The sequence below is a fragment of the Picosynechococcus sp. PCC 11901 genome (genome assembly GCF_005577135.1).
In the GTDB taxonomy this organism is placed as follows: Bacteria; Cyanobacteriota; Cyanobacteriia; order Cyanobacteriales; family MRBY01; genus MRBY01.
In genome coordinates this window covers 635,754-653,781 of sequence record NZ_CP040360.1, presented here as the reverse complement: position 1 = coordinate 653,781, position 18,028 = coordinate 635,754, and the positions used below count along the sequence as shown (strand labels likewise).

Sequence of the window (18,028 nt, the reverse complement as noted above, 5' to 3'; positions counted from 1 at the left end):
TTGCCATGATCAATCGCCCTGGCCCGCCATTTCCCACGTCCCGCCCCATTGTGCAACGGTTGGCCGACCGATTGTGGTCTTCTCCCCGTAGTGATACTCAACCAGGACTTTATCTTGTTCGCTGCAACTATCAAGCCCAAGAACAGGAACTTCTGGGACAACTCCAGGGCAATCTAAAACTGCGATGGCACCAGGTTTTCTCTCAGTTTACGGCGGCATACTACAGTGACCAGGCATTGGCAGATTTAAAAGAAAAGGCGATCGCCCAGGGGCTACTTTGTCTTTGGTTAGAACCCCAGGCCGATGATCTCGGAGCGATTTTAAATCTGTTAGAGACAACCCTAACCAATCTTGGTATCCAACCTTCTCACATCAATGGCGCCATGGTTTTTGGGTTAACCCCAGCCATTAACTTAACTGCGGCAACGTTTCAAAGCCAAATTTTCCCCTGGATTGTGACGCTACCAACGGCAAATTATCAACAACGACAAGTTCCTGATGGGCTGGCCACCGCAACGGATTTGGGAGAAATTACCTGGCCTTCCCAGGCGCTTCAGAATTTTTGGCAACGTACAGAACAGGACTACTTTCAAAGACTAACCGCCGCTGGCCCCCTAATTTTTCTCGATCATCGCCACTGGAATTTAGCGCCCGGTCAACGGGGTTATCAAGACTTAGACTTCGCCACCAAGACTCTGAGTGACGGCGCGGGTTTGCTCTGTTTTATTCAGGGACGACAAGCCCACCAAGATCAGCAATGGCAAACAGCCCAGCAAGCCTATCAGGAGAGTCTGCACCACTATTGCCGTGGGGAGCAGGGGATCGATTGGCTCAAGGTACTGCGGGACAACCCAAATTCGCCGTTGCTAGAGCAGTTATCGCGTTCTCAGGGCCAACAGCTAGCTCTGATTTTGTTTCATTTGGGTCTACTCTTAGGCGATCGCCCCCAGCATTACCAGGCCCCCAGTCCAGAAGGAGAACAGGCCCTCTATTATCTCCGCCTGAGCCGTTGCCTCTGGGAACGACAGGAACAATGGGTTTGGGTTAGTCAACTGAGTTTACTGATCGGCGTATTTTTACAGCAGTGGCAGCGCAGGTCAGCCCTAGGGGATTTGGCTTGGTCACTCCTTAAGGGGGTTCAGGAGCCTTGGCCACCCGAACTACTAGCCCAGCATTACGGTCTAATGGCGGCGATCGCCCTTCAGGAACAACAATGGCACAAAGCCCAAACCCTCGCCCAAACAGCCCTAGAACATTGCCAAGCCCTGGATGAAGCGCCCCCAGTGGTGGTCAGAGCTTGGAGTGCTCTTATTTTGGCTCAAGCAAACCAAGCCCTTGGTCAATTTGCCCAGGCGATCGCCACCCTAGAAGAAATTCTGCCGCCCAGCCGCAGCCAACTCACAGCGCCCAAAACATTACCTATTCCCTGGGGCCACTGGCAACAACGGCTCTATGATCAGATTTTTGCTTGTCTGGGTGATCTTTACCGACAAGGTAAGGACTATCGCCAGGCCTTTGACCTCGCCTGGGAACGCCAACAATACGAACAAAGCTGGGGTTGGCGGCCTTTTGTGGGGACTCAACCCCTACCAGATCAGCTGCAACGGAACCTGTGTTCGCCCTATGATCCTCTCAGTCTGGTGATGCTCCAGGGTTCCCAACGAGATCAGGATCTCCAGACCTTGCTCCATCGGTTGCAGCGCCCCCAACCCAACCTGATTTTGCTCCATGGGGCTACCGCTGTGGGCAAAACCTCCCTTCTTCGAGCGGGATTGATCCCCAGGCTCCAAAGCCAACCCCTAGATGGACGGCCAGTACAGGTTATTTATTTTAAAAATTATGGTCAGTGGGCCCGCCGCCTAGTGCAACAACTCCATGGCGATCGCCCCTTTTGTCCCTGGCCCAATCCCCCCAACTTAGATCCCCTCGTTCACCTCCAACAGCAGCAAGATTTTGCCCCTTTGACGGTGTTGATCTTTGATCAATTTGAGCAGTTTTTCTTGCAATATCCCAACCCGGAAGAGCGTCAGGATTTTTTACGTTTCTTGGCCCAAAGTCTGCAACTGCCAACGGTGAAAGTAATCCTGTCCTGTCGTAACGAGGCCCTAGCGCCCCTTTTGGATTGGGAAGCAGGGGCGGATCTAGGGGAGACGAACCACAATCTTTTTGACCACCGTCTCCGCCATCGCCTGGGAAATCTGCGTCCCGATGCGGCGATCGCCCTTTTAGAACGGATAGCAACCTGGGCCAAACTGCCCCTAGACAAAGGGTTAATGCAGCAACTAATTCAGGATCTGCAGGATGGCCACGGGGAAATTCGCCCCCTCGAACTCCAGGTCATCGGCGCGCAACTGCACCAGGATCATCTTTATACCAGGGAGGAATATTTAGGGTTGGGCTTTCCGCCTAAATTGCTGCTGTTGGAACGATCGCTGCTGGGGATCATTCGCTACTGCGGCGATGAAAACCGTGATTTGGCCTGGCAATTTCTCCATTACTTTACGGATTTGCGCCATAGTCAACTGGTGCTCACCAAGGCGGACATCCTCCAACTGGGTCGTCAATTCCTTGGCGATCGCCGCCTGGGAGAAGAAAAAGCAGAACTCATTTTGCATATTTTTAAAACAACGGGGCTAATTCGCGCTCAACTCTATGGCGGCCAAGAGTCCTACCAACTGGCTCGGCCCGATCTCGTTGAACCCATTCGGCACCACTACCAAGCCTTTCAGTCCCAACAGTGGCTCCAGCGCATCACTGGCCGGGAACGGGAAATGCTCTGGCGGCGCTGGTGGAAGGTGTCGGTGGGTACCGTTTGGCGCTTGGGTCTGGTGGCGATCGCCTTGGGGTTTGGCCTGCGCTGGGTGGAACTGCAACGGTACCAGCGGTGGCAAGGGGCGCAAAACGCCATTCTGATGAAACTGGCCGAGGCCGCCAAGGTGCTCCAGAATGGTGCCCAACCCGTCGAAGCCCTCCGGGAAAGTATCCGGGCGGCGGTGGTCTTGCAACGACTGGATGATAAGGACGATGATGTCGTTACCCCCGCAACCAGACTTAAGGTGCTCCTTGCCCTAGAACAAAATTTCAGCACCCTCGCTGCATCGACTACTGCAACAACGGTGCGGGACTTTAGTCAAAATTTTATTCCGGCAGTTTTTCGGCCCCCAGGCGATCGCCAAACCATAACCCCAGATGTGCCCATTACGGACTTTGCCTTTGTGGGGAATAGTTTCCAGCTTCTGCTCGCCCAGCCCAACCAACCTTTGCGGCAGTGGCCCAACCAGGATCAAGTCTTAAAATCCAGCAATGAGTCGATTACCAGTCTCGCCTGGCAACCACGAGGTCACTTCTTTGTCACCGGGGGAGACGATCGCCGGGTGAAGCTCCGCCAAAGAAATGGACAGATTGTGCAAACCCTGGGGGGCTTCCAGGACAAAATTAACGTTGTTGCTTGGAGTCGTGATGGAAAAATGTTTGCAGCGGGCAGCCAGGATCAAACGGTGCGCCTCTGGACGGAAACTGGGGAACTGTTGCAAATTTTGACGGAACATCGGGGGCCAATTACCGCCCTACAATTCAGCCCCGACGGAAAATTATTGGCAACGGCGGCGGGCGATCGCACCGTGCAAATTTGGCAGCGGCGACGGAATAATTCTTTCTTCCTTGTGACCCAATTTCCCCCCTTTGCCACGGAAATCATGGATCTCCAATTTGGGGCGGATAGTCGCCACCTCGGCTTGACGGGGCGGGATCATCAGGTGTTCGTTTACCCAATGACCTACGAAAATAATAATCCCGTCTTTGGGGAACCCAGCGCCATCAACCACCAAAGCAATGGCCCCGACCGCATCGGTTTCTACGGTGCTTTACCTTTGTTGATCACCAATACAGAAAACCATCATCTGCAATTTTGGCAACTGGATGGCACCTACCTCGGCAGCCTCACGGGGCACCAAGCTCCGATCACGCAACTCCACTGGCAGCCCCAAGGAAAGGCGATCGCCACTTTAGATCAAAACAATCAACTCATTCTCTGGAACCTCGATCTCGATGAATTACTCCAGAAAAGTTGCCGACTACTAATCTATGGCAATTTAAAAATTTCTCCCAGCCAACGCCCAGGCGATCGCCAATTGTGTACGGCTCTCCTCGACCTCCCACCGGAGTAGCACGTTATACTCACAAAAGTAAGTCATTCACTTCATTACACCGATTTCATTTCGCAAAAACCATGACCCAGGCCGTCACTCCTCTTTCCGCCCTAACGCCCCTCAATTGGACTTGGCGCGACCAACAAATCCGCTACACCGTCCAAGGGGAAGGTCAACCCCTCCTGCTGATCCATGGGTTTGGCGCTTCGATCGGTCACTGGAAACACAACATTCCCGCCCTTGCGGCCCAGGGTTATCAAGTTTTTGCTTTAGATTTATTAGGCTTCGGCGCTTCAGCGAAACCCGCCTGGGACTATAGCCTCGACCTATGGCAAGATTTACTCCGCGATTTTTGGCAAGCGAAAATCCAGCAACCCACGGTATTTGTGGGCAATTCCATCGGCGGTCTGCTCAGTTTAGCGATGTTAGCGAATTATCCTGACCTCTGTGCGGGGGGCGTGTTAATTAACTGCGCGGGCGGCCTCAACCATCGCCCCGATGAACTGGCTCTACCGTTACGGGTGGTGATGGGTACTTTCGCGAAATTGGTTAGTTCGCGATTAACGGGGCCATTTATTTTTAATCAGGTGCGTCAAAAATCGCGCATCAAAAATACCCTTTATCAAGTCTATGGCGATCGCCAAGCCGTCACCGATGAATTGGTTGAGATGCTCTACGAACCTTCCTGTGATCCGGGGGCGCAACAGGTTTTTGCCTCGGTGATTACGGCTCCCCCTGGGGATAGCCCGACGGAACTTTTACCAAAACGGCAACATTCTTTACTGGTGCTTTGGGGCGATCGCGATCCCTGGACACCGATCAAAGGCTCGCAAATTTACCAAGATCTCGCCGCGCAAAATGCCGGGGTCGAGTTTCATCCGATTCCGGGGGCGGGCCACTGTCCCCACGACGAAAATCCCAGTTTGGTTAATTCTTTGATCCTTGATTGGTTGCAACGTTTGGGGTAAACCCTTCCACCCTCCGGCTTCGCCACCTTCCTCAAGGTGACACCCCTCTGACTCCCCTCCAGGGGAGAGAACACCCTCCGGCCTAGCGGCCACCTCCCTCTAGGGAGGATGTTAGGGACTTTCCAGAACACCCACAAACCATTCCCCTCTTGAGAGGGGTCAGGGGAGTGTCAATCAGCAGGACAGTAAAAGGCGATCGCCGTTTTGCCATAGCTTTTTTCTTTAAATAGCTCTAGTCCCGGTAATTCAAGGGGTTGCCAGAGTTTCGGGTCATATTCCACGGCCAATTCTCCGGTGGGAGCGAGCAATTCTAAATCAACAATTTTGGTTAAAACTCGGTCGTAGAGTTTCGCGGCGTAGGGTGGATCAAAATAAATCAAATCAAAGGTTTCACCCCCTAAATTTTCTAAGCGTTTGAGGAGATCACCTTTTAAAATTTGGTATTCCTGGTCAACTTTAGCCACTTTCTGCCAATTTTCTTGAATAATGCGGCAAGCCTGGGAATTTTTCTCAATGCCGACAACTTTCACCGCGCCGCGACATAATGCTTCAGCCCCCATGGAGCCAGAACCCGCACAAAGATCCAGCCAGCGGCAGCCAGACACCTGTCCTTGCCAAACATTAAAAATTGCCTCCCGCACCTTTGCCAGGGTGGGCCGCGTTAGTTCGCCAGGGAGAGTTTTGATTTGTCGATTGCCATAGATGCGCATCCCGGTATTTTACCGCGCTGACACAAAACGTTCCGAGGCGATCGCCCGTAATTTTTCCACATCCTCTCGCCGCGACACCGACAGGGGCACCGTACTTTTCATCTGGGCCACCAGCGCATCCGTCGTTAAGGGAGTTTGGGCGTAGAGAGCCTGGTATAGCCCGGCAATAATTGCCTGTTCAATTTCTGCACCGCTATAGCCTGCCGCCGCCGTCACCAAGATGCGCAGATCAAAATCTTGGACATTTTGTCGATGGCGCGCCAGGTGAATCGAAAAGATCGCCGCCCGCTCTTGGGCATTGGGCAAGTCCACAAAGAAAATTTCATCGAAGCGCCCTTTCCGCAGCAGTTCCGGCGGCAGTTGCAACAGATCATTCGCCGTTGCAACGACAAAAACTTCTTGGGATTTTTCCTGGAGCCAAGTCAAAAACGAGCCAAACAAACGTAAACTCAGACCCCCATCGCCCTCACCGCTGGGATTACCAAAGCTTTTTTCAATTTCATCGATCCACAACACCGCCGGAGCCATGGATTCAGCTAGTTTGATTGCTTGGCGGAAATTTTTCTCCGATTCACCGACAAATTTGTTGTACAGGCGGCCCGCATCCAGTTTTAACAAGGGCAGTTGCCATTCCCTAGCAATGGTTTTCGCCGCGAGGGATTTCCCGCAACCCTGCACCCCGACGATTAAAATCCCCTTCGGAGCCGGGAGATTCACCCGTTTTGCCGCCGAGCTAAAGCCCACTTGAGCCCGTTTGAGCCATTGTTTGAGACCCACAAAGCCCCCCAATTTCGCCGTATTTTCTTCCACGGGAAAGAGTTCCAGAAGAGATTCTTCCCGGAGGATCTGGGCCTTGCGGTGGATCACCTTGAGGATGTCGGCCCCGTTGAGTTCCCCGTCGATCAAGGCAGCATAGGCGATCGCCTGGCGCGCCTGCTTGAGGGTCATCCCACTGAGGGCATGGACAAATTGATTCAGTTCTTCCCCCTGGAGCGTAATGGCTAGCTTGTGGCGCACCTTGAGTTCCCGCATCACCTCCGACAGGGTTTGGTACAGTTCGTCCCCATCCGGGAGGGTCAGTTCAAAATACACCGCATCGTGGGCGATCGCCTTTGGTAAAGTGATCGACTCCCCCGTCAGCACCATCGCCGAATTCACAACCCCATAAATCTCAGCCAACTCCCGTACTTCCCGGATGACTTTGGGATCCTCCAGGTGGGGCGCAAAATCCTTGAGCCAAAAAATGCCATTGCGTTCAATCTGGCCCATATATTTCAGTACATCGAGGGGATCTGCCGTATTTTCAAAGGCGATCGGTTTGTTCGCCCCCGGTCGAGCATAGTCATTGGTGCGGGGCGCATATTTTGTCCCTGGGGTCGGGGCCAGTCCCAAATTCACCGTCCATTCAAATAAGGGCATGTGTAAATCTTTGACCACTTCCCGCAGGAGCGCCTCTACCCGTTCCTCTTCGACAGTCTCAATGACGATGATCGGATGAAACGCACAGATGAAGGTTTTTAAACTGTGAATGTTATCCAAAAAGCCCATGGTTCTCCCCAAACTCCCGACCCGACTTAGAGTAAATTGCGATAGAGCAAACGGAGTTCCTCGACTGTCTGGAGGTGATAAAGTTGATTCTCAATCATTTTGAGGCCGTGCAGACTGGGAATTTGTTGAATATCGGCAAAAATGCGATCTGCATCCTGGGGAAATTTGATGTCAAGGCCGTGGCGAATTTGATTCAGGAGACCCCGTCTCACACTACGATCAATTCCCTTTTTGACCAGCCTATTAAACTCAACCATTGAGGTTCCCCACAAAAACATTGGCCGTGAAAAGAAAACGGTATTTTGATCTTACGTTATTTTCCCAAACCCCCTCCAAATTTAAAATTTTTCTCTAAGCCCAGAAGAAAGACCGGGATATTTCTTCATACTATTGTCATGCTCAATTCACAAAGTTGACACTCCCCTGCCTAAAGGCGAGAGGATTCTTGGTTCAGCGAGTCCACTTACCTAGGATTCCTTGCGAAGCCCTAACCAGAGGTGGGTCTCTCCCCAAGCGTTACTTTCCCAGTGCCCCTGGGTAGTTGGATTTGTCCAATGTTTGTTTGACTTGAAACGCTTTGTTTCAAATGCTGGTCGTCTAGTTCCTGCAAAGATTTTACCTATCCACAGGCTTCGGCTGTGAGACTTCCGCGTGAGCTCAGCCGAACGGGGGAACCTAGAACTATTGGATAGAACCCGATATCTTTGATTGTCAAGGTTCAGCGTAGAGCCGTGAGGCTACTGGGTTTTTAGAGCGGTTGATTACCCTATCCGCTAGAATTCAGTGTAGCAAAATGCCTAGATATTGGAATTGCTTCTGCCTCGCGTCAGGCGATCATCTTATATCACCGCCCTAGAACAGCGGAGTCTTAGAGACCATTTATAAAGTAAATCTTTAGGAAACTAGCCGACGCAACATCAGACGACTCATGGAAGCATAAATCCCTGCCTCCGACACTTCTGATAATTGCTCATAGTCTTTACTAAGGCGACGATAATAATTCAACCAACCAAATGTACGTTCAACAATCCAACGCTTCGGGAGTACCATGAATTCTTTACTGTTTCTACTAATCACTTCCACCTTGGCTTGCACCATTAACCAGAGACTTAAGGCAAAGCGTCCTCCTCGATATCCAGCATCTACCCACATCAACCGCAATCGCTTCAACATCTGCTGTTGCTGCTCCCTTAGCTCCATCACTGCAGCAAGGGCAAAGGTTCGTTCTGAGCTATTTCCCTCGGAGACTATCACTTTGTAAAGTAACCCTAAACTGTCGACTAGCAAGTTTCTCCGTCTTCCTTTGACCTGTTTCCCGCCATCGAAGCCATAGACATCGCCCTTTTTTCTGTCGTCTTGACCGATTGGCTATCGGCAATCAGGACGCTAGGTTCTGGGGTTTTCCCCACTGCTTGACGGCAGCGAGTCCGCAAAGCATGGTTGATGTTTTCCCAAACTCCCTGCTTCTGCCATTTGCGATAGTAGTAGTACACCGTGGAGGAGGGAGGAAAGTCCTTGGGCAGATAGGCCCATTGACAACCGGTTTTGAGGAGATAGAAAATCCCATTGCAGACCTGTCGCATATCAGTAGTACGTGGATGACCGCCGGACTTTGGAGCAGGAATCAAGGGTTCTAGTAAAGCCCATTCTGCATCGGTCAGGTCACTGGGGTAAGAAGCTTGAGACATTGGTGCTATTCTCCTGTGTCGTTACGCTTATGCTTGACCTTAACGACTTCACGGGCAAAAATCCTGTTCTCTTTATCTTTACTTTATAAACACCCTCTTACTGCGACTTTTCTGATAACAATTCTAACGCCTGCCCCCACAGCCCCAAAGCAACCCTTAAGGTAAAAGAAGAAGCCAGCGTTTTGTCATCAACGACAATCCCCCTATGAACCACCAACCTTTTTCGACCCAAGGTAGTAGTGCTGCCTTTGAAAAAGAAGCCTTAGAACGCTTTCGTCAACTCACGGCCCTGCTTCCCAGTCGGTGCCAAATTTATCGTGAAGTCTGGGGCGAATCTACTGTCTTAACCCTAGATTTTGAGGCCTGCCCAACCCAACTGACGACTGTAAAAGACCAGGCAATGATGTTGTTGTTAGTCGCTGATCATTTAGGGTTAGCCCAATCTCTATTGTTTCGTCTCGGGCCTAAAATTGAAGGCTGGATTAATTTTGCAACTACGGATTCCTAGGGAGTTGTCTCCCCCTTGAATTTAGGAAACGTGAGCAGTCAAACTAAGCATCAAGCAAGCAATTCAGTATGGTAACGCCTCAGATTCAAGTAACCCGTTGTCTACATACAGCAATTTTGGTGACAGATGTGCAGCGGGCAGCGGCCTTTTATGATCGACTGCTGGGGCTGCCAAAGGTAGAACGACCCTTTAACTACGGTGGCGTGTGGTACCAATTACCCCAGATGCAGGTTCATTTGATCGAAGATCCGACGTTCCAGGCGAAATTAGCCAATCCAGAAAAGTTAGGTCGGAATCCCCACATTGCTTTCGGTGTGAAGGATCTGAATGCAGTGCGATCGCAGTTGGACGAAGAAAATTATCCCTATGAGATGAGCGCATCGGGGCGACGGGCCTTATTTTTGCAAGATCCAGACGGCAACGTGATCGAGATTACGGAAGAGAGCTGAGGGGCAGCGACCAGAGGATTGCTCTCGTTTGCTGCTGGTTGGCTGGGTTGACCCACACCAGTTCGGCTTTGCTTGGGCGGCCTTGGGTGAGGGTAATCACAGAAAAACTGTGGCGGCGATCGCCATTGTTGTAGGTTTGAATTCTGGGGACGCGGGCGGCATTGAAATAGAGGGTTTCGTCTGAAAATTGACATTGGGTGCGCAGACGATCTTTGCGGTGGCGGAGGCTGTGGTGCATGTGGCCAAAGGTGACTAGGGGAATTGTCTTGTTCTGACGGCGGGCGATCGCCAGGGCCAGGGCAAAATCCGGATCACCAAAATCACCCCCCAGGGGATTCCAATCGCGACCACACATATCTTCTGGTTCCGAACCCAATCCGGTAGGGCCATTATGTCCGAGAAAGATCAGGGTTTCGTACTGACAGGCCGCAATATTTTTCTCAATTAACGCGGTGGATTCCGTAAAGTCATGGACGCCATAGCGATCGCCATAGAATTTCTCATTCTTCCACTTTTCGCCCCCCCAACTAAAAGGCCGCGCCCCGACTACCGAAAGCCGAAATTCCGGTAAATCTAAATGGCCGTAGCCCACATGGGTTTCTCCTAGAATCTCTAGCTGGGCTTGCACACGGTCTTCTTTGGCATGGTCGTAGGGGGCTTTTTTGCGACCCCAATCAGAGGCGGTGTACCAGGCGTCATGGTTCCCTAAAATCACGGCTTTTGGGAAAGGAAGATCCGCCACTTGTTGCACTAATTTCACCGCTTCGTTGCCAAAATCCCCGACAAACAACACGAGATCTACCCCAAGAATCTCTAGGGCTTGGCGATCGCCAACGGCATCCCATTGGTCATGGACATCTCCCACCACGGCAATGGTTAGTGAACGGTTATCAATCATCGATCATCAAGTCTCAAAAATTAGTTGCTGAGGGCTTTTAGGAAGTTTTGCAGACCCCCAAGCAGTCCTGTTTTCTTGATTTTCGGTGCGTTGGGATTAGCCGCTTCCCCCGCTTCGGGTTCCACCGCCGCCAACAGCAGCCGCTCTAAATATTCGCCAAGGGGTTTGGTCGTTTCGCTGGCAATCAGTTCGTATTGGTCTTCCTCTTTTTCGAGATACACTTCCCACGCCGAGGGATAAGAACGCCAAACCATCGCGCTTTCGTAGGGTCGGATGTAGTAGGCGGTTTCGAGGGTGCTGATAAACCGTTCCCGCAGTTGCCGCGCCGCATAGCCAATCCCGACAATGGACACATCCTCCAGTTGGGGAATCAACATAATCACCGGGCGATCGCCAGCAAAGTTACAGAGCTTTTCGACCTGGGCAACTTCCACCGCCGACGGGCAGACAATGATAAAAATCTGGTCATCATCGCCGATTTTATTTTCGATCGGCGATCGCGATGTGCCGATATCCGTCACCTTAAAGGGAATTTCGCCCCAATCCCGCCGGGCCAAAGCTGCGGCCCCTGTATCCGGAAAGAAAATTTTCAACCCCGAACCATACTCCTCCACAAACAATTGCGCCCAATTCCACGCCAAGGCCTGGGCCTGTAGGGCAATCTCAGGAAAGCACAATTCAATTAAAATCCGCCCACAGCCTGCTTCTAAACTGTTTAGGGTTGCGGCTTTCGCTTGTTCGAGGGTTTCTTCAAAGGATTGGGGCAGATTGGACATGGTTTACCGACGCACAACAGAACATCGACTTATTATCAAGTGTTCCCCATCTCTTCGTCAAAGCAAGATTTGCAAGTACTTAACGTTAAGGGAACCTCGAAATTTTCAAAAAATGGATAGGCTTTGAGAAAAACTATCAGTCACAGCATAAAAGCAAAAATATTTGCTCATATGATGTTGTCAATTCACCCTATTTGCCTCCATTTTTTTTGATTTTAGGCACAAGATTGCTGCAAGTAGACGTACCGTCGGAAGTTGTAGGCTAAGTTCTTCAGGGCAATTTGTGTCTCAATACGAGCATGACCAATCACCCTTTCCATCTTGCCCCCCATAGAGGTCACAAAAGTACCAAAGATATGCTCCACTCTCGAACGGACATGAGAGCGTTCTTTATTTCTGGCTTTTTGTGTCTCACTTAGGGGATGATTACGGTTCCCCTTCTCATGAATATGACTGTCCATACCCATCAGTGCTAATACTCTTTCCCGTACTTGGATTTGGTAAGCACTGTCTGCCCAGATGCCATCCCCTCTATTACTGCCATCCAAGACTGCCGCAAACATTTGACTGTCATGCACTGAAGCTGCTGTCACTGCATATTTTCTGATGAGTTTATATTTCACATCGACATTGATGTGGTTCTTGTAGCCAAAGTGATTCTCCTGATTTTTCTTTGTCCAGCGAGCATCACAATCCTTCTGTCGCTTTTTCCTGGGCTTATCTTTCCAGTCTTCGGGAATTTTGCCTGATTTCACTACTTCATTCTCTTCCCGACGATTGCGCTGTCTCGGTACTGGGATGAGTGTTGCATCAATTATTTGTCCTTCTTCTGCTTGATATCCTTGTTTTTGCAAATAGCCTTCAAATTTCTCAAACAGTGCTGCCGCTAGCTTTTGCTCTACTAGCTTTTGTCTAAATAGCCAGACTGTTGTCGCATCTGGTACTTTATCTTCGATGCCCAAACCGACAAACTTCATGAATGATAGCCTGTCATTGACTTGATATTCTAGAGCTTCATCACTAATACCGTAGAGCCTTTGCAGTATCAGCAATTTGAACATTCGTACGGGATCTATTGCTTTCCTGCCCGCCTTACTTTTTCTCTCTTTTGGTTGAACCTGATTGAGAATCTCTCTAAATTCTTCCCAAGGAATCCATTCATTGAGCTTGACGAGGATATCTTGTTTCTCCTCCAAATACTGATGTCGTTTTTCCCAATCCCAGAATCCTAATTGACTCATCTTGAGACACTGCTTTGGCGATACTTTGGTATCTATGATCTCATATTCTTGCTTCGCTTCAAGCTATTTTTCGAGATCCCCTTAAGTTATTTGTTTCTGGTATGATTACGCAACTAGTACCCATGAATCATCTTGTTTTTAATGCTTAACCTTATTCTTGGTTTTATTATCGGCTCTGTGACTGGTTATTTGATTACTTTCATCACAATGCGCAAATCGATGAATAATCAAATAATTCGAGAGTATGAAGCGAAAATTAGAAATATTGAAAAAACATACGAATTAAATCTCAAAAAACTTGAACTTGAACAACAAGAATCTACCAAAAAAGCGACAAAGCACAGTTTAGACATCAGTCGCTCTGTAATCAAAGGAAAAATCGCAGAACAAATGGCCCCTCTTATTCCGGATTTTCAATATTTACCATCAGATGCAAGATTTTTAGGTGATCCAATTGATTATATTGTGTTTAATGGTTATACAAATATAAGAGATAATGATGCTAATGTTGATGGATTAGAAATCATAATTTTAGATATTAAAACGGGAAAGTCTCAGCTTTCAAGGATGCAGCAGGCTATCGAAAAAGCAGTAGAAGAAGGTAGAATCGCCTTTGAAACTGTTCGTATTGATATTGATTCCTGCTCTGAGTTTGAAGCCAGCACCAACAGGAATATCAAGAATAATTCATCAGAAAGTTTAATTCAGAAGAAGCGGAACAAATATCCCAAAGCCTATACATATTGGACTGAGGAAGAAGAAAGAGTACTGAAACAAAAATTCCAGGAAGGTTCAACCATTGAAGATTTAAGTCAAGAATTACAAAGGCAACCAGGAGGCATTCGCTCTCGACTCAGAAAGCTAGGGCTTATTGATTAAATATATAAAATTATAATAACTTTAGTCCTTGGTAAGCTTGCTCAATAGAAAAAGTGAGGCCAATACTTTCTAAGGTGATCATATCTCCGGCTTGATAGTTAGTGATCAGCCATTCTCCTGATTTATTCTTATGATACAAATCCATCTCAATGGCGGTAGAACTCACCAGTAAATAATCTTTTAAGACCGGATTTTGGCGATAGAGTCTAAATTTGCCACCCCGATCATAAGCCTCAGTGCTTTTTGATAAAACTTCGACAACCAGACAAGGATATGTAATGAATTGGGTGGTGGACTGATCTCGCTCATCGCAGGTGACGCTGATATCTGGATAGGTATAGTTATGGCTGTTAGGAATTTTGATTTTGAGATCAGAATTTCCGGTTTCGCAACCGCTACCATCCAGATGATTAAAAAATAAACTCGACAGCCTCACGGCAATTAGACTATGGTTTTTGTTGCCGCCCCCCATAGCATAGATTTGACCATCGATATATTCGTATTTTTCGGCTTGCTGTTCCTCCCAACGTAAATATTCGTCAGGAGTGAATCGGGGAAATTTTTCTTCAGCAATAACCATATAGTCTTTCTTGCAATCGGGATATTCACCGTTATAGCATTTCTGGAATCAAAGATACTTAAGCGGTATTAGATGACGAGCTAAGGGTGCTTTTGGCAGACTAAAAAACGCGCATAATTGTCTTTTGCTTAAACCTGCTAAAAAATGCCATGGCAATCATTACTGAGACTTGATCAATATTTAAGGAACAGTCCTCCTTCACCCCAGGACGACACCCCCTTAAGCGATGGTAATTTCAGAATCAAGATAGACATCTTGGATCAGGTGAAAGAGTTTAACCCCTTCTGCCATGGGTCGTTGGAAGGTTTTACGACCAGAAATTAGGCCACAACCGCCCGCGCGTTTATTGATCACGGCGGTGCGAATCGCTTGGGCAAAATCGTTTTCGCCGGAGGAGCCACCGGAATTAATTAAACCAGCCCGCCCGCCATAACAGTTCAACACTTGATAACGGGTGAGATCGATGGGGTGATCACTGGTGAGTTCGTCGTAAACTTTGGGGTGGGTTCTGCCGTATTTTTGGCCCGTCGCTTTGGCGATCGCCCCGTAACCGTTATTGGTTTCTGGTAATTTTTGTTTGATAATATCCGCCTCAATGGTTACGCCCATGTGGTTCGCTTGTCCCGTCAAATCCGCCGCCAAATGGTAATCCTTGTCCTGTTTAAACACATCGTTGCGCAGATAACACCAGAGAATCGTCGCCATTCCTAGCTCGTGGGCGCGGGCAAAGGCACGGCTAACCTCTTGAATTTGTCGGCTCGATTCTGGGGAGCCAAAATAAATCGTTGCACCGACGGCGATCGCCCCCAAATTCCAAGCCTGTTCCACCGTCGCAAACATAATTTGATCCGCACCGTTGGGATAGGTGAGCAGTTCATTGTGGTTCAGTTTGACGATAAACGGGATGCGGTGGGCATATTTGCGGGACATCATCCCCAACACACCGAGGGTCGTCGCTACGCCGTTACAGCCCCCTTCAATGGCTAGACGGATAATGTTTTCGGGGTCAAAATAAATCGGGTTTGGGGCAAAGGAAGCCGCACCGGAATGTTCAATCCCTTGATCGACGGGCAAAATTGAGAGATAGCCTGTATTCGCCAACCGTCCCGTACCGAACAGTTGTTGCAAGGAACGTAAGACTGGAGTGGGGCGATCGCTCTGGGCATAGACCCGTTCCACGATATCCGCCCCGGGGAGAGTGAGCAGATTTTGATTAATTTTCGCGCTGTGACCCAAGAGACTTTCTGCTTCCTCTCCAAGCCAAGCTGCAATTGATTTTTCGGCAGAAATGGTCGTCGTCATGGTGAAAAATGTGGGGACTTGCTACAGTTCCGTTGTAACACTTCTGCCAAAGTGGGCCGCCCTGAGGATCATGGATAATAAACGAAGTTATCTTTTGTTTAACCGATCAAAATGGCCCTGCAAGTTTACGGCATTCCCACCTGCAACACCTGTAAAAAAGCCTTGAAATGGCTAGAAACAGCCGGAATTTCCTACGAATTTATCAATACTAAAGAACAACCGCCAACTCGGCAGGCGATCGCCCAATGGGTCAGTGACCTCGGCAGCAAACCGATGCGCAATACTTCTGGGCAATCCTATCGGGCCTTGGGGGAAGAAAAGAAAACCTGGGATGATAACCAGTGGATCGAGGCTTTTAGTCAAGATGCAATGCTCTTAAAACGGCCTTTGTTCGTGCGGGATAACAAAGCGGTCTTGGTGGGGTTTCGGGCGAGTGAAACGGAATTGCGCGATCGCCTCGGTACTCAGTAAGCCTTTAAAATAATCTTGAAATCCCGCTGAATCTATAACCTATCCCTATGCTTGAAACCCGCACACCCCCCTGGGGCAAAGTCACGATTCTCGAAGAAGGCGATCGCTACCGCATTAACCGCATCGAAGTGAAACCCGGTCACCACATCAGCACCCAAATGCACTACCATCGCAGCGAGCATTGGGTCGTCGTTTCCGGGACAGCGAAGGTGATTTGCAACGACCAAGAAATTATCTTGACTCCCCGCCAATCTACCTATGTCCCGATGAATACCAGGCACCGGGTCGAAAATCCAGGGGTCATTGATCTGGTGATGATCGAAATTCAAAACGGCGAATTTTTGGGAGACGAAGATATTATTCGTTTCGAGGATCGCGATTCTGCCTAGCTCCACCCCGACGCCACCGAGCAAAAATATCTGACTTTCGACTAGGGAACCGATATGCTTAGTGGTTGTACTTCCGAGGATTACCGCGATTGATGGGTAATGTTACGCTAAATTCTGCTTTAATTTCTCCCCCTGTGACCCTGGCGGATGTGCCCTTATCCCGTCCGGTAAAGTTGGGAGTCTTGGCCTCCGGTAGCGGCAGTAACTACGGGGCGATCGCCAAGGCCATTACCGAAAATCAACTCAAGGCGGAAATTCCGATTCTGATCTACAACAACCCCAAAGCAAAGGTTTTAGAACGGGCCGCAACATTTGGCACGAAAACCCAACTGATTAACCACCGGGATTTTGCCTCCCGGGAAGCCTGTGACCAAGCGATTTTAGAAGTCTTGCGATCGCATGGGGTGGAGTGGGTCATCATGGCGGGTTGGATGCGCATCGTTACGGATGTTTTGCTCACGGGCTACGAAAATCGGATTTTAAACATTCACCCCAGTCTATTGCCCAGTTTTAAAGGGATTCGCGCTGTGGAACAAGCATTGGCGGCTGGCGTAAAAGTGACGGGCTGTTCGGTACATTTTGCCAGCCCAGAAGTAGACAGCGGCAACATTATTATGCAGGCGGTAGTGCCCATTTTGGCCGATGACACTCCTGAAACGCTCCACGCCAGAATTCAAGTGCAAGAACATCGTATTTTTCCGGCGGCGATCGCCTTAGCTGTGTCCCAATATTCCTAGAAATTTCCCATCAAGCCCATGTCTGATCTGATTGCCCAGTTTAAAAATCGCCTGATTATTTCCTGCCAAGCCCCCGCTGATTCTCCCCTCCATGACCCTGAAATGATTGCGGCGATCGCCCAAGTTTGCGTCAATCAAGGAGCCGTTGGAGTGCGCATCGATAGCCCCGAACACATCCGCGCTGTGCGGGCCAAACTACCCCAGATCCCGATTATCGGTCTATGGAAACGTACTTTTCCCGAATCAGATGTTTACATTACCCCCCGGTTAGAAGATGCCCTGGCGGTGGTCGAAGCGGGAGCCGATATTGTTGCCGTTGATGCCACGGCCCGCCCCCGCCCGAACGGAGAAACCCTCGCGGATCTGATCGCCGGGATTCACCAGCAAACAGGCAAATTGGTGATGGCGGATCTCGACACCTACGAAAATGCTCAATGGGCCGCCCAAGCTGGTGCTGATATTTTGGGGACGACCCTCTACGGCTATACGGGAGTAACCAAAGATTTAACGCCCCCTGGTTTTGGGTTGCTTGAAAAACTTGCCCAGGATTTTGACCAGCCGATCATCTGCGAAGGAGGCATCCACACCCCAGAAATGCTGCAAAAAGCCTTCCAATTGGGGGCTGATAGCGTCGTTGTTGGGACAGCGATTACCGGTGTTGATCTCTTGGCACAAAAATTTTGTCAGGCGATCGCCCCAGGCCACCCGTGAGTAAAATTCAGATATACAAATTAGA

The 18,028-nt window shown here is 49.5% G+C and carries 18 protein-coding genes; 9 read left to right on the top strand and 9 right to left on the bottom strand.

What is annotated here, in order from left to right; genetic code table 11:
- Nucleotides 1-5: 5 nt before the first annotated feature.
- Nucleotides 6-4,166: an nSTAND1 domain-containing NTPase gene (locus FEK30_RS04130; protein WP_138071982.1), complete on the top strand. Its 4,161-nt coding sequence runs from the start codon at nucleotides 6-8 to the stop codon at nucleotides 4,164-4,166.
- Between the two features lie 62 nt (nucleotides 4,167-4,228).
- A complete protein-coding gene (locus tag FEK30_RS04125; protein ID WP_138071980.1) occupies nucleotides 4,229-5,116 on the top strand; it encodes an alpha/beta fold hydrolase in 888 nt (295 codons plus the stop codon).
- Nucleotides 5,117-5,286: 170 nt separating this feature from the next.
- On the opposite strand, the gene rsmD is transcribed toward FEK30_RS04125, so the two are convergent.
- From rsmD to FEK30_RS04105, 4 genes are all read right to left on the bottom strand, one after another.
- The gene (rsmD, locus tag FEK30_RS04120; RefSeq protein WP_138071978.1) at nucleotides 5,287-5,826 is read right to left on the bottom strand and encodes a 16S rRNA (guanine(966)-N(2))-methyltransferase RsmD; all 540 of its coding nucleotides are present in this window, start codon (nucleotides 5,824-5,826) and stop codon (nucleotides 5,287-5,289) included.
- Between the two features lie 9 nt (nucleotides 5,827-5,835).
- Nucleotides 5,836-7,374 carry an AAA family ATPase gene (locus FEK30_RS04115; RefSeq protein ID WP_030006813.1) on the bottom strand — a complete coding sequence of 513 codons (1,539 nt, stop codon included), beginning with the start codon at nucleotides 7,372-7,374 and terminating at the stop codon, nucleotides 5,836-5,838.
- A 26-nt stretch (nucleotides 7,375-7,400) separates the two neighbouring features.
- The gene (locus FEK30_RS04110) at nucleotides 7,401-7,631 is read right to left on the bottom strand and encodes a hypothetical protein (RefSeq protein ID WP_030006814.1); all 231 of its coding nucleotides are present in this window, start codon (nucleotides 7,629-7,631) and stop codon (nucleotides 7,401-7,403) included.
- 637 nt (nucleotides 7,632-8,268) lie between these two features.
- Nucleotides 8,269-9,062 (bottom strand): IS5 family transposase gene (locus tag FEK30_RS04105; protein ID WP_138071976.1). Its coding sequence is split into 2 segments (ribosomal slippage): nucleotides 8,269-8,729 and nucleotides 8,729-9,062, totalling 795 coding nucleotides; the frame shifts between segments, so codons are not numbered across the junction.
- A gap of 205 nt (nucleotides 9,063-9,267) precedes the next feature.
- On the opposite strand from FEK30_RS04105, the gene FEK30_RS04100 reads away from it, so the two are divergent.
- Together FEK30_RS04100 and FEK30_RS04095 are read left to right on the top strand one after the other, a co-directional pair.
- The gene (locus FEK30_RS04100; protein ID WP_062431533.1) at nucleotides 9,268-9,570 is read left to right on the top strand and encodes a hypothetical protein; all 303 of its coding nucleotides are present in this window, start codon (nucleotides 9,268-9,270) and stop codon (nucleotides 9,568-9,570) included.
- 83 nt (nucleotides 9,571-9,653) lie between these two features.
- Nucleotides 9,654-10,019, top strand: a complete 366-nt coding sequence (locus tag FEK30_RS04095) for a VOC family protein (RefSeq protein ID WP_168191161.1) — start codon at nucleotides 9,654-9,656, stop codon at nucleotides 10,017-10,019.
- Here FEK30_RS04095 and FEK30_RS04090 read toward each other — a convergent pair.
- The 3 genes from FEK30_RS04090 to FEK30_RS04080 all read right to left on the bottom strand — a co-directional run bounded on the left by FEK30_RS04090 (nucleotide 10,003) and on the right by FEK30_RS04080 (nucleotide 12,934).
- Nucleotides 10,003-10,917, bottom strand: a complete 915-nt coding sequence (locus FEK30_RS04090; RefSeq protein ID WP_138071972.1) for a TIGR04168 family protein — start codon at nucleotides 10,915-10,917, stop codon at nucleotides 10,003-10,005. The two genes, FEK30_RS04095 and FEK30_RS04090, sit on opposite strands and share 17 nt — an antisense overlap.
- Nucleotides 10,918-10,937: 20 nt before the next feature.
- Entirely contained in the window at nucleotides 10,938-11,693 is a 756-nt protein-coding gene (locus FEK30_RS04085) for a DUF1995 family protein (protein ID WP_138071970.1), read from the bottom strand.
- Nucleotides 11,694-11,908: 215 nt separating this feature from the next.
- Nucleotides 11,909-12,934: an IS5 family transposase gene (locus FEK30_RS04080; RefSeq protein ID WP_138071033.1), complete on the bottom strand. Its 1,026-nt coding sequence runs from the start codon at nucleotides 12,932-12,934 to the stop codon at nucleotides 11,909-11,911.
- Nucleotides 12,935-13,075: 141 nt separating this feature from the next.
- Here FEK30_RS04080 and FEK30_RS04075 point away from each other — a divergent pair, with 141 nt between their 5' ends.
- Entirely contained in the window at nucleotides 13,076-13,813 is a 738-nt protein-coding gene (locus FEK30_RS04075; RefSeq protein WP_138071968.1) for a Holliday junction resolvase-like protein, read from the top strand.
- A gap of 10 nt (nucleotides 13,814-13,823) precedes the next feature.
- Here the strand turns inward: FEK30_RS04075 and FEK30_RS04070 are convergent, their stop codons facing one another.
- Together FEK30_RS04070 and FEK30_RS04065 are read right to left on the bottom strand one after the other, a co-directional pair.
- Nucleotides 13,824-14,393, bottom strand: coding sequence for a Uma2 family endonuclease (locus FEK30_RS04070; RefSeq protein WP_138071966.1), 570 nt, complete (start codon nucleotides 14,391-14,393; stop codon nucleotides 13,824-13,826).
- 219 nt (nucleotides 14,394-14,612) lie between these two features.
- Nucleotides 14,613-15,695 carry a class I fructose-bisphosphate aldolase gene (locus FEK30_RS04065; protein WP_138071964.1) on the bottom strand — a complete coding sequence of 361 codons (1,083 nt, stop codon included), beginning with the start codon at nucleotides 15,693-15,695 and terminating at the stop codon, nucleotides 14,613-14,615.
- 111 nt (nucleotides 15,696-15,806) lie between these two features.
- Between FEK30_RS04065 and FEK30_RS04060 the strand changes: the two genes are divergently transcribed.
- The 4 genes from FEK30_RS04060 (at nucleotide 15,807) to FEK30_RS04045 (ending at nucleotide 18,003) form a co-directional block, all read left to right on the top strand.
- Nucleotides 15,807-16,166: a Spx/MgsR family RNA polymerase-binding regulatory protein gene (locus FEK30_RS04060; protein WP_012305651.1), complete on the top strand. Its 360-nt coding sequence runs from the start codon at nucleotides 15,807-15,809 to the stop codon at nucleotides 16,164-16,166.
- Nucleotides 16,167-16,213: 47 nt separating this feature from the next.
- Complete coding sequence (locus tag FEK30_RS04055) at nucleotides 16,214-16,555, top strand: phosphomannose isomerase type II C-terminal cupin domain (RefSeq protein WP_045442496.1); 342 nt, start codon at nucleotides 16,214-16,216, stop codon at nucleotides 16,553-16,555.
- A 92-nt stretch (nucleotides 16,556-16,647) separates the two neighbouring features.
- Nucleotides 16,648-17,292, top strand: a complete 645-nt coding sequence (gene purN / locus FEK30_RS04050) for a phosphoribosylglycinamide formyltransferase (protein ID WP_138071962.1) — start codon at nucleotides 16,648-16,650, stop codon at nucleotides 17,290-17,292.
- An 18-nt stretch (nucleotides 17,293-17,310) separates the two neighbouring features.
- The gene (locus FEK30_RS04045; protein ID WP_138071960.1) at nucleotides 17,311-18,003 is read left to right on the top strand and encodes an N-acetylmannosamine-6-phosphate 2-epimerase; all 693 of its coding nucleotides are present in this window, start codon (nucleotides 17,311-17,313) and stop codon (nucleotides 18,001-18,003) included.
- The last annotated feature ends 25 nt before the right edge of the window (nucleotides 18,004-18,028 follow it).